Origin of the sequence: Nocardia asteroides (assembly GCF_900637185.1) — a bacterium.
Lineage (GTDB): Bacteria > Actinomycetota > Actinomycetes > Mycobacteriales > Mycobacteriaceae > Nocardia > Nocardia asteroides.
In genome coordinates this window covers 4,711,088-4,733,982 of sequence record NZ_LR134352.1, presented here as the reverse complement: position 1 = coordinate 4,733,982, position 22,895 = coordinate 4,711,088, and the positions used below count along the sequence as shown (strand labels likewise).

Here is a 22,895-nt window from a genome sequence, read left to right as displayed (position 1 = left end):
TACCGCAAACTGAATACATGACAGGGACGCGGGGGCTTGACGAAATCGTCGACATCGCACGGTATCCGCTCACCGATCTCGGTGGTCCGGGCCGGCGCGCCGCGGTCGAGGCCGCCCGCGCCGAACTGGCCGGGGACGGCTGTACGGTCCTGCGTGAATTCATCCGGCCGGAACTGTGGGACACGCTGCGCGCCGAGGGGGAGGCGATCGCCCCCCACGCCCACTACCAGGTGGAACGGGTCAACGCGTACAACATCCCGCTCGACGCCGATCTGCCCGACGGTCATCCGGCCCGGATCGTGCTCGACCGCGGCAACGCCTTCGTCGCCCGCGACCGGATTCCCGCCGACGCGCTGATCCAGCGCCTCTACACCGACCCGATCTTCCAGCGCTTCGTCGCCGACTGCTTCGAACTCGACGAACTGCACGAATTCGCCGATCCGCTGGCCGGTCTGTGCCTGAACGTGGTCGAGCCGGGCATGTCGCACCCCTGGCATTTCGACACCAACGAGTTCACCGTCAGCATGCTCACCCGGCGTCCCGACGCGGGCGGGGTGTTCGAATACTGCCCCAACATCCGCGCGCCGCACGCCGAGAATCTCGACGACGTGCGCGCCGTGCTCACCGGCGAGGGCGAGCGGTTCATCCGCGCCCTGGAACTGCGCCCCGGCGATCTGCAGCTGTTCAAGGGCCGCTTCTCGCTGCACCGGGTCACCGAGGTGGCCGGTGCCGGACAACGACATTCGGCGATCTTCGCCTACACGGACCGGCCCGGGGTGATCGGCACTGTCGAACGCACCAGGCAGCTGTTCGGCCGTGTCCTGCCCGACCATGTGGCCGCCGCGGCCGACGCCGTCCGAGGTGACCGACTGCTCGACTGAGAGGAACCGCCCATGTCCGTTCCGTTGCACACCACCGGCAAAGCATCCTTCGACGACATCTACGAAAGTCCCGATCCGCGTGCCTACTTCGCGCGGATGAACGAGCTGGACTACCGGATTCCGGAACTGGCCAAGCCGCACTTCCAGGAGCAGTTGCGCCAGCTGCGCGCCGCCCGGCCGGACCGGATCCCGACGGTGCTCGACCTGGGTTGCTCCTACGGGGTGAACGCGGCGCTGCTGCGGACCGGCACCACGGTCGAAGAACTGGCCGGGCACTACCGCGACCACGCCGAGACCGACAAGGTGGGGCTGATCGCGGCGGACCGGGAGCGGTTACGCACCGACCTGCTGCCCGACGTACGCTTCGTCGGGATGGACGCCGCACGCCCGGCGCTTGCCTACGCTCACGCCGCCGGATTCCTGCACGACTACGTGCACGCCGACCTCGAGGCCACCGAGCCGACCGAGGCGCAACGCCGTGTGCTCGCCTCCGCGGATCTGGTGATCTCAACCGGCTGCGTCGGCTACATCACCGAGAAAACCCTGTCCAGGGTCGCCCAAGCGGATCCGCGCAAACGACCGTGGATGGCCCATTTCGTGTTGCGCATGTTCGATTTCGGCCCCATCGCCGAGGAACTCGCCGCGCTCGGCTATCGCAGCGAGCAACGTCCCGGTATGTTCCAGCAGCGTCGCTTCGCCTCCGATCAGGAACGCGCCCAGGTGCTGGATGCGTTGGCCGCCAAGGGAATCGACACCACCGACCACGAAGCCGAAGGCTGGCTCTACGCCAACCTGTTCGTCTCCCGCCCGCATCCCATCGAGACCTGAGGATCTGGATTGAACCAACCGACGTTCGCCGCCGAAGACACCCTGCCCCGGGTACCGCTGCCGACACTGGACGACAGTTGCGCGCGGTTCCTGCAGTGGTGCCGACCGCTGCTCGACGCCGACGAACTCGCCACCACCGAGGCCGCAGTAGCCGAGCTGCTGCGGCCCGGCGGTGCGGGCCGGACCCTGCACGCCGCGCTCGCGGAGTACGACGCGACGCCCGGGGTCGGTAGCTGGCTCGACGAGTTCTGGCCCTCGCGCTACCTGGGCCGCCGCGACCGGATCGCGCTGAACGCCAACTTCGTGTTCCTGTTCCGCGACGACACCCCGCTGGCCGCCTCCACCGTGGCGGGCCAGACCGAGCGCGCCGCCGCGCTCATCGGCGCGGCCGTCGACTACAAGCTCGCGCTGGACCAGGAACTCGTCCCGCCGGTCACTCAGCGTGGGCAGCAGCTGTCGATGTGGCAGAACAAGTACCTGTTCTCCGAGACCCGGATCCCCGGCGCGGAACAGGACACCGTCCGCAAGCCCTACAGCCCGGAATGGCCGGGTCCGTCGGACGCGCGCCACATCGTGGTGTTCTACCGCGGCAACATCTTCCGGATGGACGTCATCGGCCCCGACGGCGCGCCCTATGCCTTCGAGGACGTGGTCGACGGACTGCGCGCGGTGCTCAAGGGCGGCACCAAGCCCGCGGCGACCGACACCGCGGTCGGCCACCTCACCACCAAGGCCAGGGCCGAGTGGGCGAGCAGCCGGGCCGCACTGCGCACCGAGGCGGCCAATGTCGCCGCCTTCGACGAGATCGAGACCGCGCTGTTCGCGGTGTGTCTCGAGGACTTCGCCCCGCGCGACGAACTGCACGCCTGTGATCAGCTGCTGCACGGCGACAGCGCCAACCGTTACTTCGACAAGTCGGTGTCGTTCATCGTCTTCGCCGACGGCCAGGCCGGCATCAACATCGAGCACTGCGGCCTCGACGGCACCACCGTGCTGTCGTTCGTCGACGCGCTGCTCGAGCGGACTGCGCAGGACCACGCCGCCACCAGCGGCGCCCGCGCCCAGGGCCTGCCCGCGGTGGAACCGGTGGAGTTCGTGCTCGACTCGGCCGCCCGCGCCGACATCGCCGCGGCGGGCGCCGACTTCGCCCGCTTCGCCGCCGACACCGCCACCGCGCTGGTCTCCTTCGACGACTTCGGCACCGGGGCGGCCAAGCAGCTGGGCATCTCGCCCGACGCCTTCGCCCAGCTGGCCTACCAGCTCGCCCACCGGCGCAGCAAGGGCCTGACCGGGGCCACCTACGAGTCCATCGCCACCCGGCAGTTCCGCAACGGCCGCACCGAGGCCATGCGCGTGGTCACCCCGGAGATGGTGGCCTTCGTCGACGCGATGGTCGACGACACCGCCGACCGCGCGGCCAAGCTGGCCGCCGCCCGCACCGCGGCGAGCGCGCACGTGGGCCGGGCCAAGGAGTGCCAGGCCGGGCAGGCGCCCGAGCAGCACCTGTGGGAGCTGCAGTGGATCCAGCGCCGTCGCGGCGCGGAACTGGGCGTCGCCGACGAGCAGATCGCGCTGTTCGACAGCCCCGGCTGGACGATCATGCGCGACGACTACCTGAGCACCAGCTCGGCGCCGTCGGTGCACATCCGCTACTTCGGTTTCGGCTCCACCAGCCCCACCTGCATCGGCATCGCCTACGTGCTGCTGCCGGACCGCTGGAACATCTACCTGGCCACCCCCAAGTCGGTGGCCGACCAGATGCACGCCTTCGCCGACCACCTGCGCACCGCGGTCGCCGACCTGCGCGAACTGCTGAGTTAGCCGGCGGCGGGGGCGCCGCGTGTTCGCGGCCCCCTGTGTCCCGCCGGTCAGGCACCGTTGCTGTGCTCCTTGTCGCCTGCGCAACGGCACCTGACCGGCGGGACGGCCGCGAACCGGCCACGGCGTGGCCGTCCCCTCCGCGAGGTCGGGGCGTGCGGGGCGGGGCTTGTTCGGCGGCAGTCCGGGTGCGCGGGTGCGGGGCTGGAAATCGGGTGGCAGGCGTGTGAAACAATCTCTCATCGTGAAGAACTTCGAATCCCTGTTCGCCGAGCTGACCGAGCGTGCCCAGACCCGTCCCGAGGGTTCCGGCACCGTGGCCGCGCTGGACGCCGGCGTCCATTTCCAGGGTAAGAAGGTGCTCGAGGAAGCCGGGGAGATCTGGCTGGCCGCCGAGCACGAGAGCGACGAGGCACTCGCCGAGGAGATCTCCCAGCTGCTGTACTGGGTCCAGGTGATGATGGTGGGTCGCGGGCTGACGCTCGAGGACGTGTACCGACATCTGTGACGGCTGATCCGTCCGGTCGACACCTCCTCCCGTCTTCTTCCCGAAAGGACCCCTTCCCATGTTGCGCGTCGCAGTTCCCAACAAGGGCTCGCTGTCGGAATCGGCCGTCTCGATCCTGAGCGAGGCCGGTTACCGCAAACGCACCGACTCCCGTGACCTGACCGTCCTCGACCTCGCCAACCAGGTCGAGTTCTTCTTCCTCCGGCCCAAGGACATCGCGATCTACGTCGGCTCCGGCGAGCTCGACCTCGGTATCACCGGTCGTGACCTGGCGCTGGACTCCGGCTCGCCGGTCAGTGAGCGGCTCGCCCTCGGCTTCGGCCGCTCCACCTTCCGCTACGCCGCGCCCGCGGGCGAGGACTGGAAGGTCGAGGATCTGGCGGGCAAGCGCATCGCCACCTCCTACCCGAACCTGGTCCGGTCCGACCTGGCCCGCTTCGGCATCGAGGCCGAGGTGATCCGCCTCGACGGCGCCGTGGAGATCTCGATCCAGCTCGGCGTGGCCGACGCGATCGCCGATGTCGTCGGCTCGGGCCGCACCCTGCGCCAGCACAACCTGGTCGCGTTCGGCGACTCGCTGTGCGACTCCGAGGGCGTGCTGATCGAACGCGCCGGGTCCGCGCAGGACGACCGGGCCCGCAATCAGCTCATCGCCCGCGTGCAGGGTGTGGTGTTCGCCCAGCAGTACCTGATGCTCGACTACGACTGCCCCAAGTCGCTGCTCGACGACGCGGTCGCCATCACCCCCGGCCTGGAATCGCCGACCATCTCCCCGCTGGCCGACCCCGACTGGGTCGCCATCCGCGCGATGGTTCCGCGCAAGCAGGGCAACGAGCTGATGGACCGCCTCGCCGACCTCGGCGCCAAGGCCATCCTCGCCACCGATATCCGGTCCTGCCGCGCCTTCTGATCTCCGCTGCGGTGACGGCCCGGCGAGCACGAACGCTCGCCGGGCCGTCACCGTCCGTGGGCCATTATCGCGTGCCCGGCGCCGCTGTCTGCGAGATCCGCTCAGGCTGAACGCAATCGGTGTGGGGCGGCGAACGCGTTGCTACCTTGCGGTTTCTCGATGAGGAACACAAGGAGTCACCGTGTCGCAGACACCACCCGAGCCGCGCCCGGGTAGCGCGTTCACCTGGAACGAGGACTGGCTGGCGACCGTCGTCGGCCTCGCACTGATCGGCCTGGTGCTGGCCGGCGCGATTCCCGACTGGCTGGTGCCGTGATGAGCGAGCCGAAGACCACCACCGAAACCGCCGCGCTGCACACCAATCCGAAACCGACCGGCGCCGACGTGGTGGCCGGGATCGCGCTGGTGCTCGCGCTGGGCGCGCTGACCCGCTTCTTCGACACCCAGGCGCCGCAGTGGGCCGTCGGCACGCCGTTCCAGCGGGTCGCCAAGACGGTCGAATACCCGGTGTACGCGATCGCGATCGGGTTGATCGGCAATATCGTGCTGAGCAAACTGGGGCTGCGGGATCGGCTCTCGGCCGGGTTCCGGACCGAATTCTTCATCAAGACCGGCGTCGTGCTGCTCGGCGCCTCGATCAACCTGAAGATCCTGGTGACGGCCGCCGCGCCGGCGATCGTGCAGGCGCTGGCGCTGATCACGATCGTCTTCGGCTTCACCTGGTGGCTCGGCGGCCTGCTCGGGCTCGACGACAAACTGCGCGCGCTGCTGTCCTCGGCGGTCTCCATCTGCGGGGTGAGCGCGGCGATCGCGGCGGCCGGCGCGGTGCAGGCGCGGCGCGAGCAGATCGCCTACGCGGCGTCGCTGGTGATCATCTTCGCGCTGCCGTCGATCTTCCTGCTGCCCTGGCTGGCCGGCGCGCTCGGCCTGTCCGACGCGGTGGCGGGTGCCTGGATCGGCGGCAATATCGACACCACGGCGGCGGTGGCCGCGGCGGGCGCGCTGGCGGGCGAGGACGCGCTGAAGATCGCGACCATCGTCAAGACCACGCAGAACGCGCTGATCGGCGTCGTCGCGATCGCGCTGACCGCCTGGTTCGCCTTCCGGGTCGACCGCACCCCGGGCGCGGCCAGGCCGTCCCTCGGCGAATTCTGGGCTCGCTTCCCGAAATTCGTGCTCGGTTTCGTGGCGGCCTCGATCATCGGCACCCTGTACCTGCAGTCGGTCGACAAGAAGACCGGCGCCGCGCACCTCGCGGTGATCAACGACCTGCGGACCTGGTTCCTGATCCTGGCCTTCGTCTCCATCGGCCTGGAGTTCTCGCTGCGCGGGCTGCGCGAGGCTGGGTGGCGGCCGATCGTCGTCTTCGGGTCGGCGGCCGTGGTGAATCTGGCGGTCGGACTCGGACTCTCGGTGCTGCTGTTCCGCGACTTCTCCGGGTAGCCGCGCTCAGACGTCCTCGGGCGGGCGGACCTCGGGCACGCCCAGCGCGACCGGCGACGAATCCTGCTGCGGCCAGCCCGGATACGGTGGCGGGGTGCCGCCGTACTCCGGGCACAGGCTGTGGAAGTCGCAGAACCGGCACATCGAGTTGCGGGTGGGCGGGAAGTCGCCGGTGCGGCCCGCCTCCAGGATCGCCTGCCACAGGGCCGTGAGGATGCGCTCGAACCGTTCCAGCTCGTCGCGATCGGGGGCGTAGGTGAGCAGGACCTTGTCGGCCAGATAGATCAGGCGCAGCTGGGCGGGCAGGATGTTGCGGGTGCGCAGGATCATCAGCGCGTAGAACTTCAGCTGGAACAGCGCGCGTGCCTCGTGCTGCGGGCCGGGGGAGCGGCCGGTCTTGTAGTCGACCACCCGCAGCAGCCCGTTGGGGGCCACGTCGATGCGGTCGACGAAGCCGCGCAGCGGGATGTCTCCGGCCAGGTCGACCTCGACCCGCTCCTCCAGTGCGTGCGGCTCGAAGCGGGTGGGGTCCTCGAGCTCGTAGTAGCTCTCGACCAGCCTTCGGACCTCGGCGAACAGGGCCTCGGGCCCGCCCGCGGCGACCACCTCGTCGACCTCCTCGCGCCCGGCGCGCACCCGCTCCCAGGCCCCCGGCACGAGCTCGGCCGCCCGCCGCGGATGACGATCGGCGGCGGGCAGCCCGAACAGATCCTCCAGCACCGCGTGCACCACGGTGCCCCGCACCGCGGCCCGGCTGGGCGGTTCCGGAATCCGGTCCACCGCCCGCAACCGGTACTTCAACGGGCACTGCTTGAAATCCGCTGCCCGCGAAGGCGACAGCGCCGGACGCGACCGCGGGGCCGGAGCGTCGGCGGCATCGTCGGCGGGGGACACGGACACGGGCACTGACATACTTCGCAGGGTATCGGCAGGCACCGACAGCCCATCGTCACGATTCGTCGCGCACCCTCGCCTCTGCCAAGATCACCGCATGCATCGAATGATCCGGGTGGGGGCGGCCGTGGCCGCGATGATCGTGCTCAGCTCGTGTGAGGAACCGGGCAAGACGGTCCGGGTACCCGCCAGCACCACGGCGGCGGCGACCACGACGACCAGTCCCGAGCAGGCCCTGCGCACGGGCAAGCTGGCCGAGGGCATGCGGATCGCCGAGGTGCTGGCGCTGCCCACCGACATCGACCCCCGTTTCGTCCGGCACGGCAGCTCCGATGTCCTCACCTCGGCGCGGTTGCGGATCTCCGCCGGGCACCACAACGCGATCGCCGAGGCCGCCGACGACAACGGCTTGCTGGCCGGGTTCGTCAGCGAGCGATCCAACGGCAGCATGGAGATCGGCGAATCCCACTGGCTCACCCACGGCGTGCTGCGCTTCCCCGACGCCGCCGCCGCGACGACCGCCGCCGACGACTTCGCCACCGCCGCGACCGCCGAACGCGGACTGCTGCAGACGGCCGACTGGACACCGACGCCCCTGGCGACCGCGCCGGACACGCGGTTCGTCCAGCTGACCGCGCGCGGCCGGGTCGAGGGCATGGCCTTCACGCCGTACCGCGACTACGTCGTGTTCACCAAGGTGCGCGCCGGTGCGCTCGCCGACATCGAGGCGATCACCGCGCGGGCCCTGGAACGGCAACGGCCGCTGCTGGATTCGTTCACCGCGACGGCCACGGCCGACCTCGCCCGCCTGCCCTACGACCCGGACGGCATCTACGCGCTCTCGATCGGCGACAACGGCAGCGGCCGGGGCGCCTACCGGCAGCACGCCGCGCTGCTCTTCGCCGAGGACCAGCAGGCGGCGGTGACGCTGTATCCCCGGCTGGGCGTGAGCGCTCTGGCCACCAAGGGCAGCACCGTCTACCGCGCCGCCGACGCGGCGGGCGCGGCCGAACTCAGCGCGGCCACCGCGGCCGCCATCGCCGCCGCGCGCGCCAAGACCACCGCGCCCGCGCCGGCCGACGTACCCGGGGTGTCCTGCCTGACCGACGGGAAGGACCATGCCAACGCCTGGGTCTGCCTGGTGACCGCGGGCAGGCACGTCGCCGAGGTCTGGGCGAAGACCCAGGAGGTGGCGCACAGCGAGGCGCGCGAGCAGTACCGGGTACTCGCGGCGGCGAAGTAGACCACCCACGGGTCACCCCGTGCGGTGCGGGACCGGGCCGACCTGGCAGGCTGTGATGTCCACTCGAAGAACGGAGATCCATGACGGCCAGACGGACCGGTCCATTCACCATCGGGGACCGGGTGCAGCTGACCGATGCCAAGGGGCGCCTCTACACGGTGGTGCTGGAGGAAGGGAAGGAATTCCACACCCACCGCGGCGGCATCAAACACGACGACCTCATCGGCACCGACGAGGGCACCGTCGTGAAGTCCACCAACGGCACCCCCTACCTGGCGCTGCGCCCGCTGCTCGTCGACTACGTGCTGTCGATGCCGCGCGGCGCGGCCGTGATCTACCCCAAGGACGCGGCGCAGATCGTCCACGAGGGCGATGTCTTCCCCGGCGCGCGGGTGCTCGAGGCCGGCGCGGGCTCCGGCGCGCTCACCTGCTCGCTGTTGCGGGCCGTCGGGCCCGAGGGCGAGGTGATCTCCTACGAGATCCGCGACGACCACGCCGAGCACGCGGTGCGCAACGTCGAAACCTTCTTCGGCGAACGTCCGGCAAACTGGTCGCTGACCGTCGCCGACGTCGCGGGCTACGAGGGTGAGCAGGTCGACCGCGTGGTCCTGGACATGCTCGCGCCCTGGGACGCGTTGCCCGCCGTTTCCAAGGCGCTGGTCCCCGGCGGCGTCCTCATCGTCTACGTGGCGACGGTCACCCAGCTGTCGAAGGTGGTCGAGGCCCTGCGTGAGCAGGAATGCTGGACCGAGCCCCGCTCCTGGGAGTCCATGGTCCGCGGCTGGCACGTCGTCGGCCTGGCGGTGCGCCCCGAACACCGCATGCAGGGCCACACCGCCTTCCTGGTGAGCGCCCGCCGCCTCGCCGAGGGCACCGTCACCCCCAAGCCTCAACGTCGCCCCTCCAAGGGCTGAGCGGGCTGTCCGGCTCCTCCGGCTACCCGGGGGGCCGCACGGGCCCTGTCGGGCGCGCTGCGCGGGTCAGGCGGGGGTGCAGGGGGCCTGGGCGAAGCCGAGGAGGAGGCAGCCGCTGGCGTCGGAGATCTTCCAGGTGCCGTCGACCTGCTCCCAGGTGACCGGGAAGGCGGGGGCGGTGCCGTGCGGGGAGGTGATGGTGACGTCGGCGGTGGCGGTGTTGCCGGTTGTCACGACGTTGGCGACGGCGAAGCTCAGGGTGTAGCCGGCCAGCATGCCGTTCATCTGGTCGATGTTGGACTTGCGCGCCTCGCCGTTGACGATCAGCTTCGCCTTCTCGTCGGTGGACAGCGCGGGGTCGGAGAACTCGAGCAACGTCGCCTTCAGGGAATCGGCGGTGGGTGCGGCGGCGTTGTCACCGGACGGAGTTGCCGAAATGCTGGACGGAGCGGCCGCGATACTGGTACTGCTGCTGGTGGCCTTCGTCGAGGAATCGTCGGAGCCGCCGCAACCGGTCAGTCCGACGGTGACGGCGAGCGCCGCAGCGGCGGTAGCGACGGTGACACGGATCGTGCGGGGAGGAAGGAGCATGCTCAGCAACCTTTCGGCTCGATGGGCGAGAGCACTCGCCGAGTGCCCCGCAGTGGGGTGTTAGGGGAGCCTAACATGGCCCGGATCGGCCGATCACCGTACAAGATGTGATCACGACGAAACCATGTCGGAAAGCGAGAACTGACGGCGCCCGGTAGCGTTGAAAGACCGGGACTGGGAGGAGCAGCATCATGAGCCCCAACGAGAATTCGGATTCGGCGGCCTGGCGAGAGCTCGAGGCGGTACGCGCCGAGGCGGCTGCTCTCCGCAGGCAACTCGCCGACTCGCCGGATCGCGCACGCGAATTGGAAGCACGGATCGATTCGCTGACCATCCGCAACGGCAAGTTGATGGACACGCTCAAGGAAGCGCGCCAGCAGCTGATCGCCCTGCGTGAGGAAGTCGATCGCCTGGGTCAGCCGCCCAGCGGCTACGGCATCGTCATCCACACCTACGAGGATCAGACGGTCGACGTCTTCACCTCCGGTCGCAAGATGCGCCTCACCTGCTCGCCCAACATCGACGTCGCGACGCTCGAGTACGGCCAGACCGTGCGGCTCAACGAGGCCCTCACGGTCGTGGAGGCCGGGAACTTCGACGCCATCGGCGAAATCGGCACGCTGCGCGAGATTCTCGACGACGGCCGCCGCGCCCTGGTGGTCGGCCACGCCGACGAGGAGCGCGTGGTCTGGCTGTCCGGCCCGCTGTCCAAGATTGCCGAGTACGACGACGTCGACGACCCTGATTCCCCGATTCGCAAACTGCGCCCCGGTGATTCGCTGCTGGTCGACACCAAGGCCGGCTTCGCTTTCGAGCGGGTCCCCAAGGCCGAGGTCGAAGACCTTGTGCTGGAAGAGGTTCCCGACGTCGACTACACCGACATCGGTGGGCTCGGCCGCCAGATCGAGCAGATCCGCGACGCGGTGGAACTGCCGTTCCTGCACAAGGATCTGTTCCGCGAGTACGCGCTGCGCCCGCCCAAGGGCGTGCTGCTCTACGGTCCGCCCGGTTGCGGTAAGACGCTGATCGCCAAGGCCGTCGCCAACTCGCTGGCCAAGAAGATCGCCGAGGCCCGCGGTGAGGACGCCAAGGAGGCCAAGTCCTTCTTCCTCAACATCAAGGGCCCCGAGCTGCTCAACAAGTTCGTCGGTGAGACCGAGCGCCACATCCGGATCATCTTCCAGCGGGCGCGCGAGAAGGCCTCCGAGGGCACCCCGGTGATCGTGTTCTTCGACGAGATGGACTCGATCTTCCGCACCCGCGGTTCGGGTGTCTCCTCCGACGTGGAGACCACCGTTGTGCCGCAGCTGCTTTCGGAGATCGACGGCGTCGAGGGCCTCGAGAACGTCATCGTGATCGGCGCCTCCAACCGCGAGGACATGATCGACCCCGCGATCCTGCGGCCGGGCCGCCTGGACGTGAAGATCAAGATCGAGCGGCCGGACGCGGAATCGGCGCAGGACATCTTCTCCAAGTACCTCACCGAGACGCTGCCGCTGCACGAGAGCGACCTGCGCGAGTTCGACGGCGACAAGGCCGCCTGTGTGGACGCGATGATCGAGAAGGTCGTCGAGCGGATGTACGCCGAGAGCGACGACAACCGGTTCCTGGAGGTCACCTACGCCAACGGTGACAAGGAGGTCCTGTACTTCAAGGACTTCAACTCCGGCGCGATGATCCAGAACATCGTGGACCGGGCCAAGAAGTACGCGATCAAGTCGGTGCTCGACACCGGTAACCCGGGTCTGCGGATACAGCACCTCTTCGATTCGATCGTCGACGAGTTCGCCGAGAACGAGGATCTGCCCAACACCACCAACCCGGACGACTGGGCCCGCATCTCGGGCAAGAAGGGCGAGCGGATCGTCTACATCCGCACGCTGGTCACGGGCAAGAACGCGTCGGCCAGCCGCGCGATCGACACGGAGTCGAATACGGGTCAGTACCTGTAGGCGCGTACGCAGAAGGCCGCGCTCCCTGGGGGCGCGGCCTTCTCACGTACCGGGGCCCGGTGAGCTTTTTTCCCGAAAACGCCACGCGACACAGAGTGGATAGGGCACGCTTCACATGTTCGTCAGACCTGATGAGGACCCTAAACGAGGAGTGTTGTCATGGCCGGTTCCGCCGCTGATCTGCTGACCGAGATCATCCTGCAGACCATCCAGAACCTGTTCAGCTCGATCAGCGCCGGCTGATCCCAGCCGTCCGCACGAGGGCCGCGTCTCCCACTCCCGGGGACGCGGCCCTCGGTCGTTTCTCAGCCCTGGGCGACGGTCACCGCGTCGAACACCACATCGGCCACCGGGGTCCCGTCGGCGCCGCCGCCGGCCACACCGGCGTTCGCCACGGTGGTCAGCGCGTCCATGCCCGCGGTGACGGTGCCGAAGGGGGTGTAGTTCGGCGGCAGCTGGGTGTCGCGGTAGACCAGGAAGAACTGGCTGCCGTTCGTGCCCGGGCCCGCGTTGGCCATGGCCACGGTGCCTGCCGGGTAGACCGCGCCCGCGAGGTTCTCGTCGGCGAACTTGTAGCCGGGGCCGCCCATACCGGTGGCGGTGGGATCGCCGCACTGCAGCACGTAGATGCCCTGGGTGGTGAGCCGGTGACAGCGGGTGTGGTCGAAGTAGCCCTCGCCGGCCAGGAAGGCGAACGAGTTCACCGTGCGCGGCGCCGCGGCGGCGTCGAGCTGGATCGCGACGGTGCCGCAGGTGGTCTGCAGGGTCGCGGTGTAGCTCGCGGCCGGGTCGATGGTGAGGGCGGGCTCGGCGTTCCACTGCTTGCCGTTCGGCGCGCCCGCGGCCGCGGGCGCGCACCCGGGGACGACCGCCTGGTGCGCGGGCACGGCCTGGGCGGCCGGGGCGATCGCCGCCAGCGCGGCGACGGCGCCCAGGCCGACGGAGACGCGACGGAGGATGGCGATGACGGATCGGTCCTGCGAATGACTGCTCACCTGGATGGTGTCTCCTCGGACTGGGTGCTGCCGGACGATGTACCGCGCATCCTGCCAGCCGGGCTCGTCGTGTGGGCGGTGGACGCCGGAACTCGCGGGCGGCGATCGTCGAGGACCGGTCCGGGGCGTCCTAGGATGAGACACGGGATTCGTCGACAGCGGTGCCGGCCCGGCTCACCCGGACCGGTGACAAGGAATCGAGGCGCCCATGGACATCGGCGTGGTGCTGCAGTGCAATCCGCCCGCGTCCCGGGTGGTCGAATTGGCGAGAGTGGCCGAGACGCACGGGTTCTCGCACGTGTGGACGTTCGACTCGCACCTGCTGTGGCAGGAGCCCTACGTCATCTACAGCGCGATCCTCGCCGCCACCCGCACCGTCGTGGTGGGGCCGATGGTGACCAACCCGGCCACCCGCGACGTGACGGTGACCGCCTCCACCTTCGCCACCCTCAACGCGATGTTCGGCAATCGCACGATCTGCGGGATCGGGCGCGGCGACTCGGCGGTCCGGACCCTCGGCGGCAGGCCGGCGAGCCTGGCCGCGCTGCGCGAGGCGGTGACCGTCATCCGGGAACTGGCCAACGGGCGCAGCGTCCGGATCGGCGACAGCGAGGTGCGGTTCCCGTGGGGCGCGGACTCGCGGCTGGACGTGTGGGTGGCCGGGTACGGGCCCAAGGCGCTCGCGCTCACCGGGCAGATCGGTGACGGGTTCATCCTGCAGCTGGCCGACCCCGACATCACCGCCTGGTCGATCGCGCGGGTGCGCGCGGCGGCGCGGGCGGCGGGCCGGGATCCGGCGTCGGTGCGGATCTGTGTCGCCGCGCCCGCCTACGTCACCGACGGGACCGCGGCCGGGCTCGACCACGCCAGGGAGCAGTGCCGCTGGTTCGGCGGGATGGTGGGCAACCACGTCGCCGAGATCGTGGCGAGATACGGTGCGAGCGAGGAGATCCCGGCCGCGCTCACCGACTACGTCGCGGGCAGGCAACCCTACGACTACAACGAACACGGGCGTGCGGACAACACCCACGTCCAGTTCGTACCCGACGCGATCATCGACCGTTTCTGCCTGCTCGGCCCGCCCGACGCACAATTGGCCCGGCTGCGTGAACTGGAGCGGCTCGGTGTCGACCAGTTCGCCGTCTACCTGCAGCACGACGCGAAGACCGCGACCCTGGACGCCTACGGCGAGCAGGTGCTGCCCCGCCTGCGCGCGCCGGTCACGGCCATGCGCGACGCCCGCGGCTGACGGGCCGGCGCGTCGCCTGCCGCTACGCTGCGGGGATGACCGAGATCTGGCACAACCCCCGCTGCACGAAGAGCCGCAACGCCACCGCGCACCTGGACGCGACCGGTGTCGAGTACACGGTGCGGCGCTACCTCGACGATCCGCCGACCGTCGACGAACTGCGCGCGGTGCTGGCCCGGCTGGGCGCGCAGCCGTGGGACATCACCCGCACCGGCGAGCAGATCGCCAAGGACCTGGACATGGCGAGCTGGGGTCGTACCGAGGCCGATGTGGATCGCTGGCTGGCCGCGCTGGCCGAACATCCGAAACTCATCCAGCGCCCGATCGTGCTCACCGCCGACGGCGGCGCCGTGGTGGCGCGCGACGAGGAATCCCTGCGCGGCCTCGACTGATCGGTGTTAGCCCACCGATAACTATTCGGGCACAAGCCGTAACGGGTGCGCCGCTCCCGGTGATGTAGATCACATCAGCGGGACATGGTGTCCCGCGGCGGATATCGAACCGAACGTGGATCGCCGGCGGGTTCGACAGCGGGAACTCCACGCGGTGGGAGGTTGTCATGAAATCGCTTCGCAAGATCGCTGTCGGCGCTGCGGCCGCCGGGCTCATCGGTGCCTCGACGTTGCTCGCGGGCCCGGTCCAGGCCACACCGCCCGGCCACTGTTCGGTGAACCCCATCGCGGGCACCGGAGCCTTCTCCCAGTGTGGTGATCCGGTCTGGCATCAGGTGCGCGTGACCTGCTGGGCCTGGTGGAACTGGTTCAGCAGCTACGAGCGGTACGGGCAGCCCGCGTTCGGCGGGTACCACTCCGAAACCGCCTGTGACCTGCCGTTCAGCATGCAGACCTGGCAGGTGATCGTCTACTGATCCGGACTCGCGGGGGCCCCGGCGAGCAGCGCGTCCAGGATGACCCTGGTGTCGGGGACGAACGGCCAGGCCGGATAGGCCAGGTGCGCGCGCAACTGCTCGTCGCGCCACCACCAGCCGTCCGCGATCTCGGACGGCTGGTGGCGGATCGGACCGTCGTGGCGCACCTCGTAGCCGAACAGATGGCAGCGCAGCGGCCTGCCCGCCCAGCTGCCGTCCCAGGACGCGGTGGCGCGCAGGGCCGGTCGGGTGCCGGCGGGCAGCGCGATGCCCAGTTCCTCGTGTAGTTCGCGGGTCGCGGTATCGGCCGGGTCCTCGCCCGCGTCGACCACGCCGCCGGCCAGGATGTCGTGCAGGCCGGCGAAGACGAGTTTGCTGTCGGTGCGCCGATGGACATAGATCCGGTGGCCGTCACGCGAGCGCACCAGCACCCCCGCGCTGGCGTGCCAGAGTCCCTCGCGGTAGACGGTGCCCCGGTCGGCGGTGCCGATCACCGTCCCGCCCGCGTCGTAGACGGCGAGCAGTTCCGACTCCGGGTTCGCGGGCACCGCCCGAGGGTAGCCGGTCTCAGCGGCGCCGCCCGCGCGGCTTCACCCCCGGACGCGGTGCCGCCGCCCGGGCGCGGGCCGCGGACACCGCTGCCGCGGCAGCGGTGTCGGCATCGATCCGCCGGCGGATCAGATACTGCTGCACGCAGGTCCACACCGCGTTCGTCGCGAAGTAGACGAGCACGACGACCGGCATGATCGCGCCGCTCACCAGTGCGCCCGCCGGGAACACCCACAGCGACATGCGGCGCAGCAGCGTCGCCGTCGCGTCCTCGGTGGGCGGGGTCAGCCGGGCGGTGAGATGGGTGGCCAGCACCGTGAGCAGCACCAGCGGCACGGCCAGCGCCGCGACCGGCCCGACCAGGTCGCCCGCGCCGGTCAGCGTCGCCGAAAGGGGAGCGCCGAACAGCCGGGCGTCGAGGAAGGCGTGCACGTCGGGCACGCCGAACAGGTAGTTCGGGGTCGCGCTGTTGACCTCCACGGACAGGGGAGTGCTGGTGGCGGTGAACGGGCCGGTGGCGTAGGCGCCGGTTCGGTCGAACGAGCGCAGCACGTGGAACAGCCCGAGGAACACCAGGCCCTGGGCGATGAGCGGGACGAATCCGCCGAACAGGCGCACGCCGTGTTCGCGGTGCAGCGCGCGGATCTGTTCGGCCTGCGCGCGTTGATCGCCGGAATGGCGACGGCGGATCGCCTCGACGCGCGGTTGCAGCGAGCGCAGGACCGCCTGGGATCTGGCCTGCCGCAGCGCTGGCCGGATCAGCAGGGCGCGGACGGTGACGACGAGCGCGGCCACCGCCAGCAGCCAGGCCAGGCCGTCGGCGGGACCGAGGGGAACGGCGAGAAGCCGGTGCCAGCACCACAGCAGCGCGGACACTGGAAAGTACACGAAATCGAGCATGACGGGACGACCTGTCCGGAGAGCGTGCGCGAACGCACGGGTGGGGGAGTGGGATCACGAGATCGACCGGTCGCGCGGGTGCGCGATCGGTCAGCGGTGATCGATCCCCGGTGCTCGGGGGCGTGGGCGCCCGGCACTGTCCGGATTGCTCTGCGGCAGAAAGGAACCGCGCAGACGACGCTGGGCCGACCGGGGCGGTCCCGCGGTGGCGATGCGGCCGGGCAGGCGCCGCTGTCCGGTGACCGCGACGAGTGCGCAGACCATGGCGGCGGCGACCGCGCCGAAGGCCAGCATGCGCGCGGTGTCACCGCCCGGGGTCGTCAGGAGCACGAAGGCGGGCAGCACGCACGCGAGGACCGCGTACGCGAGAATCAATGCCCGGGCCTGCATGCCGCCGAGCATACCGATCGGCGGCGTCCCGCGACGGCGGCGAGGCGAGGCGGATGATAGGTGGTACAGCGTGTCACGGGCAATAGCGGCACGGGTATCCTGGGCCCTGTGACTGCATCATCCGCCCAGGCCGAGCAGCCCGTCGGCGACGGGCGAGCCACGCGCTGGCACGGCCACAAGGCCAAACGCCGCGCGGAGATGATCGACGCCGCCATCGAGGTGATCGAGGAACACGGGCTCGAGATCTCGGTGCAGTTGATCGCCGAGCACCTCGCCCTGCCCCGGCCGGTGGTGTACCGCCATGTGGGCGGTCGCGCCGAACTCGACGCCCTCGCCCGCCAGCGCATCCTGGAGATGCTGCTGTCCCAGCTGCTGCCCGCGCTGCAGCCCGACGGAACCCTCAAGGACGCGGTCCGCGGTGCCGTCGGCACCTATCTGGACTGGATCGAACTCCATCCCAACCTGCACAAATTCCTCAGCGACGCGGCGCCCGAAGGCAGCGCGGTGACGCTGGCCGGCGCGGGCCGCGAGGTCGGCGGCCAGCTGGCCGACATGTTCGCCGCCACCCTGGCCCGGTTCGGCATCGACCCGGCCAGGGCCCGGCCGATGGCGTTCGGCATGGTCGGTCTCGTCGACGGCGTGGTCGCCAGCTGGCGCGCCGATCCGGAACCGGTGCTGTCGGCCGAGCAGGTCCAGGGCATCCTGACCGAGTCGGTGCTGTCGCTGTTCGAGGGCAACGCGCGCAGTCTCGGTGTTCCGCTGCAACGTGATTCGCTGGTGGCCGAACTGCTCGTCGCGCCCGAGGCGGCCCCGCCGCCCGAGGCGCGCCTGCGCTGACTTCACCCCGCGGGCGCCACCAGCCGGTAGGTGCGATGCCACAACCACTCCACCGGACCCTTCGTGAACCGGCGTAGCCACAGGTGGGCGAACGCGGTGATCAGCAGGACGACCAGCAGGTAGATCCCGACCGTGAAAGGCACCCGCGCGGTGGCGGGAACCTGTGCGGCCAGGCCGAAACCCCAGCCGTAGCACAGCAGTCCGGCCAGCAGGTTCTGCAGGATGTAGCAGCTGAGCGCGGTCTTGCCCACTTCGCTCAACCGCGCGCCGGCGAACCCGACCCGCGGCCTGCGGACGTAGAACTCCGCGACCGCGGCGAGAATGCCGAGGGCGACGAAAGCCGCCGTGCCGTAGCGGGTGAACAACACCAGATCGCCGCCGACGAAGACACCGGCCAGGAAGTCGACCGGCGCCGCCACCCCGAACCCGATCAGCATCAGCCGCCGGCGCAGGCGCGTGCCCTCGGGCGCGAACACCCCGGCTCGGTACAGCCGCGCGCCCAGCAGGAACAGCGCCACCGACATCGGGAACACGAACAGCGCTTCCACCCGGAAGGTGAGCGCGTGGTCGAGCCGGAACACCACCAGGTCCCAGAACGAGCCGTCCGCATAGGGATTGGGGTCCAGCGGTTCGGACTCGGGCTGCCCGCCCGCGGGTGCGAAGGCCAGCGCGGCGGCGATCAGGGTCAGCATCGTCACGTGGACCGAGGCCGCGACGATCAACCACCGGCGTTGCGCGCGTTCGGAAGTCGCCAGCAGATAGGCCACCACCAGGCCGGTCACCGCGTAGCCCATCAGCACGTCGAATTCGGCCACCAGCAGGAAGTTCAGCAGGCCGTCGAGGAACAGCAGGCCCGCCCGCCACGGATACCGGCCGGGCCACGGCCTCCCCGCGCGCCGGGCCGAGGACTGCTGGATCGCCAGCCCGATGCCGAACATCACCGTCAGCAGGCCGAGGAACTTGCCCTGGGCCAGCTGTTGCAGCACCCGCTGCGACCACATCCAGCCGTTCTCCGCCGTCGCGCCGAGGCTGTCGACATAGCCGACGAGTCCGGCGGGGTCGGTGAAGATCCACACGTTGGTGCCGAGGGTGCCCAGAATCGCGATGCCCCGCAACACATCCAGGGCGAGCAGCCGCCCGGGGCGAGGCGGTGCGGCGGTGCCGATTTCCCGAACGGATTCGCTCATCGTCCGAGTATCGCGAGGGTGCGGATGCGCGGGATCGCCCGCGAGGACCATCCCGGGGTCATCCCCTCGGGTGACCCCGGGTCCGACCCGCTCCGCCGGGTCAGCCCCGCTGGGCCGGCCCGACCAGCACCGCGGTCGACGAACTCGGCGACGCCCTCGTGATCTGGCCACCGACCAGCTGTTCGGGGTGTTCTGGTACCGGCTGCCGGTGGGCCACACGCCGCCACCTCCGGAGCAGGCTCCCGGGCTGGTCGCGCAGGTGCTGGCGGGTCTGCGACCGCGCGGCTGAGCTCGGCGGCCGTGGCCCCGTGGACCGAGATGCCGGTGCGCGTCGGGCGCGTCGCCTAGGCTCGACAGCATGCAGCGCATCATCGGAATCGAGGTCGAGTACGGCATCTCGACCCCCACGGAGCCGACGGCCAACCCGATCCTCACCTCCACCCAGGCGGTTCTCGCCTACGCCGCCGCGGAGGGCGTGCCCCGGGCCAAGCGGACCCGCTGGGACTACGAGGTGGAATCCCCGCTGCGTGACGCGCGTGGTTTCGATCTGAGCCGGATGAGCGGGCCCGCGCCCGTGATCGACGCCGACGAGGTCGGCGCGGCCAACATGATCCTCACCAACGGCGCCCGGCTCTACGTCGACCACGCCCACCCGGAGTACTCGGCCCCCGAGGTCGTCGACCCGCTCGACGCGGTGATCTGGGACAAGGCGGGCGAGCGGGTCATGGAGGCCGCCGCCCGGCACGCCTCCAGCGTGCCCGGCGCCCCGCGCCTGCAGCTGTACAAGAACAACGTCGACGGCAAGGGCGCCTCCTACGGCACCCACGAGAACTACCTGATGAACCGCGACACCCCGTTCAGCCACATCATCGCGGGCCTGACGCCGTTCTTCGTCTCCCGCCAGGTGATCTGTGGCTCCGGCCGGGTGGGCATCGGCCAGTCCGGCGACCACGCGGGCTTCCAGCTGTCCCAGCGTGCCGACTACATCGAGGTCGAGGTCGGCCTCGAGACCACGCTCAAGCGCGGCATCATCAACACCCGTGACGAGCCGCACGCCGACGCCGACAAGTACCGGCGCCTGCACGTGATCATCGGCGACGCCAACCTGGCCGAGATGTCGACCTACCTCAAGGTGGGCACCACCGCGCTGGTGCTGGACCTGATCGAGGCGGGCGAGGACCTCTCGGAGTTCCAGCTGGCCCGCCCGGTCACCGCCGTGCACCAGATCAGCCACGATCCGTCGCTGCGCGCCACCGTGGCGCTGGCCGACGGCCGCGAGCTGACCGGCCTTGCCCTGCAACGGCTCTACCACGAGCGGGTCGCCAAGTTCGTCGACCGCGAGGGCAACGACGACCCGCGCGTGCGCGACATCGTCGACAACTGGGCGATGGTCCTGGACCTGCTCGAGCGCGACCCGATGGAGTGCGCCAACCTGCTCGACTGGCCGGCCAAGCTGCGCCTGCTCGAGGGCATGCGCAGCCGTGAGGGCCTGGGCTGGGCCGCGCCCAAGCTGCACCTGATGGACCTGCAGTACTCCGACGTGCGCCTGGACAAGGGCCTCTACAACCGCCTGGTGGCGCGCGGGTCGATGAAGCGGCTGGTCAGCGAGCAGCAGGTGCTCGACGCGATGACCAAGCCGCCCACCGACACCCGCGCGTACTTCCGCGGCGAGTGCCTGCGCCGCTTCGGCGCCGATATCGCCGCCGCCAGTTGGGATTCGGTGATCTTCGACCTGGGCGGCGATTCGCTGGTGCGGATCCCCACCCTGGAACCGCGCCGCGGCACGAAAGCGCACGTCGGGAAGCTGCTCGACGCCGCGCAGTCGGCCGCCGAGCTGGTCGACCAGCTCACGCACTGAGGCGTTTTCCGGCACGACCGGGCGACAATCCGATCGCTAATAGACCACCTTGTCGGATCGGCTCGGTAGGGTTGAGGGACGAGCACGAACATTGCTCATGATCTCGACCGTGCTCATCCGAAAGGTCGGGATCATGATGAGGAAAGAGGAGGTCGGCTGCCATGGCACAAGAGCAGACCAAGCGCGCCGGGGGTGGCGACGAGGACGAGGGTCCCGAGGGTGTGGACGCGGCGGGTCAGGAACGCCGCGAGAAGCTCGCGGAGGAGACCGACGACCTGCTCGACGAGATCGATGACGTGCTCGAAGAGAACGCCGAGGACTTCGTGCGGGCCTACGTGCAGAAGGGCGGCCAGTGACCTCAGGTGATCCGTTGCGCCTCCACGCGGGGCAGGCTCTCTCCTCGTTCACCGAACACCTCCGCATGCACGCCCCGGACCTGTTGCCCGGCAGCAGGTTCGGGGGTACGGATCTGACCGCGGCGGCCGACTTGGCGCCGCACGGGACCACCATCGTCGCGGTCACCTACCGCGGCGGCGTGCTGATCGCGGGCGACCGCAGGGCCACCATGGGCAACCTGCTGGCCAGCCGCGACACCGAGAAGGTCTACATCACCGACACCTTCTCGGCGGCGGGTATCGCGGGGACCGCGGGCATCGCGATCGAGATGATCCGGTTGTTCGCGGTGGAGCTGGAGTACTACGAGAAGATCGAAGGCGTGCCGCTGACCTTCGACGGCAAGGCCAACAAGCTGTCCAAGATGGTCCGCGACAATCTGCCCGCCGCCATGCAGGGGCTGGCTGTCGTGCCCATCCTGGTCGGTTTCGACGACCAGATCGCCGATCCCGACCGGTCCGGCCGCATCGTGTCTTACGACGTGGTCGGCGGGCGCAGCGAGGAGCGGTTCGGCTACACCGCCGTCGGCTCGGGCTCGATGTTCGCCAAGTCGTCGCTGAAGAAGCTCTACCAGCGCGGCATCGATCAGGACCGGGCGCTGCGGGTCGCGGTGGAATCGCTGTTCGACGCCGCCGACGACGACACCGCCACCGGTGGTCCGGACATGCTGCGCGGGATCTACCCGACAGCGGTGGTGATCGACGGCGAGGGTGCCGCCGAGGTGGGCGAGGACCGGCTCGCCGAGATCGCCGCCGCCGTGATCGCCGACCGGGAAGCCGCGGAAGAAGGGGGCGCCGTCCTATGACGCTGCCGTATTACGCCTCGGCCGAGCAGATCATGCGCGACAAGACCGAGCTCGCCCGCAAGGGCATCGGTCGCGGTCGCAGCGTGGTGGTGCTCGTGTACGACAAGGGCGTGCTGTTCGTCGCCGAGAACCCCTCGGCGACGTTGCACAAGGTCAGCGAACTCTACGACCGCATCGGTTTCGCCGCGGTGGGCAAGTACAACGAGTTCGAGGCCTTGCGCCGCGGTGGCATCCTGCAGGCCGACCTGAAGGGCTACCAGTACGACCGGCGCGATGTCACCGGTCGTGGTCTGGCCAACCTCTACGCGCAGAGCCTGGGCTCGATCTTCACCGATCAGCTCAAGCCCTACGAGGTGGAGCTGTGCGTCGCCGAGGTCGGGTATCCGGAACAGTCGTCCACCTCGGTGCTGTACCGGATCACCTTCGACGGTTCCATCGTCGACGAGCGCGAGTACGTCGTCATGGGCGGCACCACCGAGCCCATCCTGACCGCGCTCAAGGCCGCCTACAAGCCGGGGCTGTCCCTGGACGAGGCGCTGAAGGTGGCGGTCGGGGCGCTGCAGGCCGGTCAGCCCGAGGCCGACAAGGACAAGCGCACGCTGGGTGTGGCCTCGCTCGAGGTGGCCACGCTGGAGCAGGCACGGCCCCGGCGGGCGTTCCGCCGGCTGCAGGGTACCGCCCTGGAGCAGGCCCTCGGTACGCCGAAGGCCAAGGCCGTGACCGAGGCGAAGCTGCCCGAACCCGAGGACGGCGCGGGGGAGTAGACCCCGCCGTCACGATCATGATCGGGCCCGCGGACCGGCACGGTTCGCGGGCCCGATCCCGTCGTGCGCGGCGGGGTCTTTCGCTGTCCGAATCGTTGTGAACACGTTTGCGAATGGG

At 70.0% G+C, this 22,895-nt stretch carries 25 protein-coding genes; 18 read left to right on the top strand and 7 right to left on the bottom strand.

Translation table 11 applies throughout. From position 1 onward, the window contains the following. The first annotated feature begins 17 nt into the window (after nucleotides 1–17). The 7 genes from EL493_RS22140 (at nucleotide 18) to EL493_RS22115 (ending at nucleotide 6,388) form a co-directional block, all read left to right on the top strand. The gene (locus EL493_RS22140; RefSeq protein ID WP_019047525.1) at nucleotides 18–881 is read left to right on the top strand and encodes a HalD/BesD family halogenase; all 864 of its coding nucleotides are present in this window, start codon (nucleotides 18–20) and stop codon (nucleotides 879–881) included. 12 nt (nucleotides 882–893) lie between these two features. Beyond that, on the top strand, nucleotides 894–1,709 hold the full coding sequence (locus EL493_RS22135; RefSeq protein WP_019047524.1) for a class I SAM-dependent methyltransferase: 816 nt from the start codon (nucleotides 894–896) through the stop codon (nucleotides 1,707–1,709). Nucleotides 1,710–1,718: 9 nt separating this feature from the next. Next, nucleotides 1,719–3,530, top strand: coding sequence for a choline/carnitine O-acyltransferase (locus EL493_RS22130; RefSeq protein WP_019047523.1), 1,812 nt, complete (start codon nucleotides 1,719–1,721; stop codon nucleotides 3,528–3,530). Nucleotides 3,531–3,771: 241 nt separating this feature from the next. After that, complete coding sequence (locus EL493_RS22125; RefSeq protein WP_019047522.1) at nucleotides 3,772–4,035, top strand: phosphoribosyl-ATP diphosphatase; 264 nt, start codon at nucleotides 3,772–3,774, stop codon at nucleotides 4,033–4,035. Nucleotides 4,036–4,093: 58 nt separating this feature from the next. Beyond that, nucleotides 4,094–4,945, top strand: coding sequence for an ATP phosphoribosyltransferase (gene hisG / locus EL493_RS22120; protein WP_019047521.1), 852 nt, complete (start codon nucleotides 4,094–4,096; stop codon nucleotides 4,943–4,945). A 181-nt stretch (nucleotides 4,946–5,126) separates the two neighbouring features. After that, nucleotides 5,127–5,261 (top strand): hypothetical protein, encoded by a 135-nt coding sequence (locus EL493_RS33615; protein ID WP_019047520.1) that lies wholly within the window; start codon nucleotides 5,127–5,129, stop codon nucleotides 5,259–5,261. Further along, nucleotides 5,261–6,388, top strand: a complete 1,128-nt coding sequence (locus EL493_RS22115; RefSeq protein WP_019047519.1) for a YeiH family protein — start codon at nucleotides 5,261–5,263, stop codon at nucleotides 6,386–6,388. Before EL493_RS33615 ends, EL493_RS22115 begins: the two co-directional genes overlap by 1 nt. Nucleotides 6,389–6,394: 6 nt before the next feature. On the opposite strand, the gene EL493_RS22110 is transcribed toward EL493_RS22115, so the two are convergent. Continuing rightward, nucleotides 6,395–7,300, bottom strand: coding sequence for a RecB family exonuclease (locus EL493_RS22110; RefSeq protein WP_051719589.1), 906 nt, complete (start codon nucleotides 7,298–7,300; stop codon nucleotides 6,395–6,397). A 79-nt stretch (nucleotides 7,301–7,379) separates the two neighbouring features. On the opposite strand from EL493_RS22110, the gene EL493_RS22105 reads away from it, so the two are divergent. Further along, a complete protein-coding gene (locus EL493_RS22105) occupies nucleotides 7,380–8,525 on the top strand; it encodes a DUF7373 family lipoprotein (RefSeq protein WP_126405838.1) in 1,146 nt (381 codons plus the stop codon). Between the two features lie 80 nt (nucleotides 8,526–8,605). Then, nucleotides 8,606–9,439, top strand: coding sequence for a tRNA (adenine-N1)-methyltransferase (locus EL493_RS22100; protein WP_019047516.1), 834 nt, complete (start codon nucleotides 8,606–8,608; stop codon nucleotides 9,437–9,439). A 66-nt stretch (nucleotides 9,440–9,505) separates the two neighbouring features. Here EL493_RS22100 and EL493_RS22095 read toward each other — a convergent pair whose 3' ends face one another. Further along, nucleotides 9,506–10,030: a hypothetical protein gene (locus EL493_RS22095; protein ID WP_019047515.1), complete on the bottom strand. Its 525-nt coding sequence runs from the start codon at nucleotides 10,028–10,030 to the stop codon at nucleotides 9,506–9,508. 191 nt (nucleotides 10,031–10,221) lie between these two features. Between EL493_RS22095 and arc the strand changes: the two genes are divergently transcribed. Beyond that, nucleotides 10,222–11,982 (top strand): proteasome ATPase, encoded by a 1,761-nt coding sequence (gene arc / locus EL493_RS22090; protein ID WP_019047514.1) that lies wholly within the window; start codon nucleotides 10,222–10,224, stop codon nucleotides 11,980–11,982. 305 nt (nucleotides 11,983–12,287) lie between these two features. Here the strand turns inward: arc and EL493_RS33610 are convergent, their stop codons facing one another. Further along, on the bottom strand, nucleotides 12,288–12,977 hold the full coding sequence (locus EL493_RS33610; protein WP_019047513.1) for a peptidylprolyl isomerase: 690 nt from the start codon (nucleotides 12,975–12,977) through the stop codon (nucleotides 12,288–12,290). Nucleotides 12,978–13,185: 208 nt separating this feature from the next. Between EL493_RS33610 and EL493_RS22080 the strand changes: the two genes are divergently transcribed. The 3 genes from EL493_RS22080 to EL493_RS22070 all read left to right on the top strand — a co-directional run bounded on the left by EL493_RS22080 (nucleotide 13,186) and on the right by EL493_RS22070 (nucleotide 15,094). Then, nucleotides 13,186–14,226, top strand: coding sequence for a TIGR03842 family LLM class F420-dependent oxidoreductase (locus tag EL493_RS22080; RefSeq protein ID WP_019047512.1), 1,041 nt, complete (start codon nucleotides 13,186–13,188; stop codon nucleotides 14,224–14,226). A gap of 35 nt (nucleotides 14,227–14,261) precedes the next feature. Beyond that, a complete protein-coding gene (locus EL493_RS22075; RefSeq protein ID WP_019047511.1) occupies nucleotides 14,262–14,618 on the top strand; it encodes an arsenate reductase family protein in 357 nt (118 codons plus the stop codon). Nucleotides 14,619–14,785: 167 nt separating this feature from the next. Further along, nucleotides 14,786–15,094, top strand: a complete 309-nt coding sequence (locus EL493_RS22070) for a hypothetical protein (RefSeq protein ID WP_019047510.1) — start codon at nucleotides 14,786–14,788, stop codon at nucleotides 15,092–15,094. Here the strand turns inward: EL493_RS22070 and EL493_RS22065 are convergent. The 3 genes from EL493_RS22065 to EL493_RS22055 all read right to left on the bottom strand — a co-directional run bounded on the left by EL493_RS22065 (nucleotide 15,088) and on the right by EL493_RS22055 (nucleotide 16,933). Beyond that, nucleotides 15,088–15,642 carry an NUDIX hydrolase gene (locus tag EL493_RS22065; protein WP_019047509.1) on the bottom strand — a complete coding sequence of 185 codons (555 nt, stop codon included), beginning with the start codon at nucleotides 15,640–15,642 and terminating at the stop codon, nucleotides 15,088–15,090. The genes EL493_RS22070 and EL493_RS22065 overlap by 7 nt on opposite strands. Nucleotides 15,643–15,661: 19 nt before the next feature. Further along, on the bottom strand, nucleotides 15,662–16,531 hold the full coding sequence (gene yidC, locus EL493_RS22060) for a membrane protein insertase YidC (RefSeq protein ID WP_198041138.1): 870 nt from the start codon (nucleotides 16,529–16,531) through the stop codon (nucleotides 15,662–15,664). Nucleotides 16,532–16,633: 102 nt separating this feature from the next. Continuing rightward, nucleotides 16,634–16,933: a DUF6412 domain-containing protein gene (locus EL493_RS22055; protein WP_074965630.1), complete on the bottom strand. Its 300-nt coding sequence runs from the start codon at nucleotides 16,931–16,933 to the stop codon at nucleotides 16,634–16,636. A 108-nt stretch (nucleotides 16,934–17,041) separates the two neighbouring features. Between EL493_RS22055 and EL493_RS22050 the strand changes: the two genes are divergently transcribed. Then, nucleotides 17,042–17,770 (top strand): TetR/AcrR family transcriptional regulator, encoded by a 729-nt coding sequence (locus EL493_RS22050; RefSeq protein WP_030203762.1) that lies wholly within the window; start codon nucleotides 17,042–17,044, stop codon nucleotides 17,768–17,770. A 2-nt stretch (nucleotides 17,771–17,772) separates the two neighbouring features. On the opposite strand, the gene EL493_RS22045 is transcribed toward EL493_RS22050, so the two are convergent. Next, entirely contained in the window at nucleotides 17,773–18,936 is a 1,164-nt protein-coding gene (locus EL493_RS22045) for a DUF418 domain-containing protein (protein WP_030203765.1), read from the bottom strand. A gap of 379 nt (nucleotides 18,937–19,315) precedes the next feature. Between EL493_RS22045 and dop the strand changes: the two genes are divergently transcribed. The 4 genes from dop (at nucleotide 19,316) to prcA (ending at nucleotide 22,777) form a co-directional block, all read left to right on the top strand. Beyond that, complete coding sequence (gene dop / locus EL493_RS22040) at nucleotides 19,316–20,815, top strand: depupylase/deamidase Dop (RefSeq protein ID WP_019047504.1); 1,500 nt, start codon at nucleotides 19,316–19,318, stop codon at nucleotides 20,813–20,815. A 161-nt stretch (nucleotides 20,816–20,976) separates the two neighbouring features. Beyond that, nucleotides 20,977–21,171 (top strand): ubiquitin-like protein Pup, encoded by a 195-nt coding sequence (locus EL493_RS22035; protein ID WP_019047503.1) that lies wholly within the window; start codon nucleotides 20,977–20,979, stop codon nucleotides 21,169–21,171. Further along, nucleotides 21,168–22,013, top strand: coding sequence for a proteasome subunit beta (prcB, locus tag EL493_RS22030; RefSeq protein ID WP_022566778.1), 846 nt, complete (start codon nucleotides 21,168–21,170; stop codon nucleotides 22,011–22,013). Before EL493_RS22035 ends, prcB begins: the two co-directional genes overlap by 4 nt. Next, the gene (gene prcA, locus EL493_RS22025) at nucleotides 22,010–22,777 is read left to right on the top strand and encodes a proteasome subunit alpha (RefSeq protein ID WP_019047501.1); all 768 of its coding nucleotides are present in this window, start codon (nucleotides 22,010–22,012) and stop codon (nucleotides 22,775–22,777) included. Before prcB ends, prcA begins: the two co-directional genes overlap by 4 nt. Nucleotides 22,778–22,895 lie beyond the last annotated feature (118 nt).

Excerpts from the sequence above, each read along its gene's own strand:
- EL493_RS22140 (WP_019047525.1), top strand. The coding sequence starts at position 18 with ATGACAGGGACGCGGGGGCTTGACGAAATCGTCGACATCGCACGGTAT.
- EL493_RS22135 (WP_019047524.1), top strand. The coding sequence starts at position 894 with ATGTCCGTTCCGTTGCACACCACCGGCAAAGCATCCTTCGACGACATC.
- hisG (WP_019047521.1), top strand. The coding sequence starts at position 4,094 with ATGTTGCGCGTCGCAGTTCCCAACAAGGGCTCGCTGTCGGAATCGGCC.
- EL493_RS22115 (WP_019047519.1), top strand. The coding sequence starts at position 5,261 with ATGAGCGAGCCGAAGACCACCACCGAAACCGCCGCGCTGCACACCAAT.
- EL493_RS22110 (WP_051719589.1), bottom strand. The coding sequence starts at position 7,300 with ATGTCAGTGCCCGTGTCCGTGTCCCCCGCCGACGATGCCGCCGACGCT.
- EL493_RS22105 (WP_126405838.1), top strand. The coding sequence starts at position 7,380 with ATGCATCGAATGATCCGGGTGGGGGCGGCCGTGGCCGCGATGATCGTG.
- EL493_RS22100 (WP_019047516.1), top strand. The coding sequence starts at position 8,606 with ATGACGGCCAGACGGACCGGTCCATTCACCATCGGGGACCGGGTGCAG.
- EL493_RS22095 (WP_019047515.1), bottom strand. The coding sequence starts at position 10,030 with ATGCTCCTTCCTCCCCGCACGATCCGTGTCACCGTCGCTACCGCCGCT.
- arc (WP_019047514.1), top strand. The coding sequence starts at position 10,222 with ATGAGCCCCAACGAGAATTCGGATTCGGCGGCCTGGCGAGAGCTCGAG.
- EL493_RS22080 (WP_019047512.1), top strand. The coding sequence starts at position 13,186 with ATGGACATCGGCGTGGTGCTGCAGTGCAATCCGCCCGCGTCCCGGGTG.
- EL493_RS22075 (WP_019047511.1), top strand. The coding sequence starts at position 14,262 with ATGACCGAGATCTGGCACAACCCCCGCTGCACGAAGAGCCGCAACGCC.
- EL493_RS22070 (WP_019047510.1), top strand. The coding sequence starts at position 14,786 with ATGAAATCGCTTCGCAAGATCGCTGTCGGCGCTGCGGCCGCCGGGCTC.
- EL493_RS22055 (WP_074965630.1), bottom strand. The coding sequence starts at position 16,933 with ATGCAGGCCCGGGCATTGATTCTCGCGTACGCGGTCCTCGCGTGCGTG.
- dop (WP_019047504.1), top strand. The coding sequence starts at position 19,316 with ATGCAGCGCATCATCGGAATCGAGGTCGAGTACGGCATCTCGACCCCC.
- EL493_RS22035 (WP_019047503.1), top strand. The coding sequence starts at position 20,977 with ATGGCACAAGAGCAGACCAAGCGCGCCGGGGGTGGCGACGAGGACGAG.
- prcA (WP_019047501.1), top strand. The coding sequence starts at position 22,010 with ATGACGCTGCCGTATTACGCCTCGGCCGAGCAGATCATGCGCGACAAG.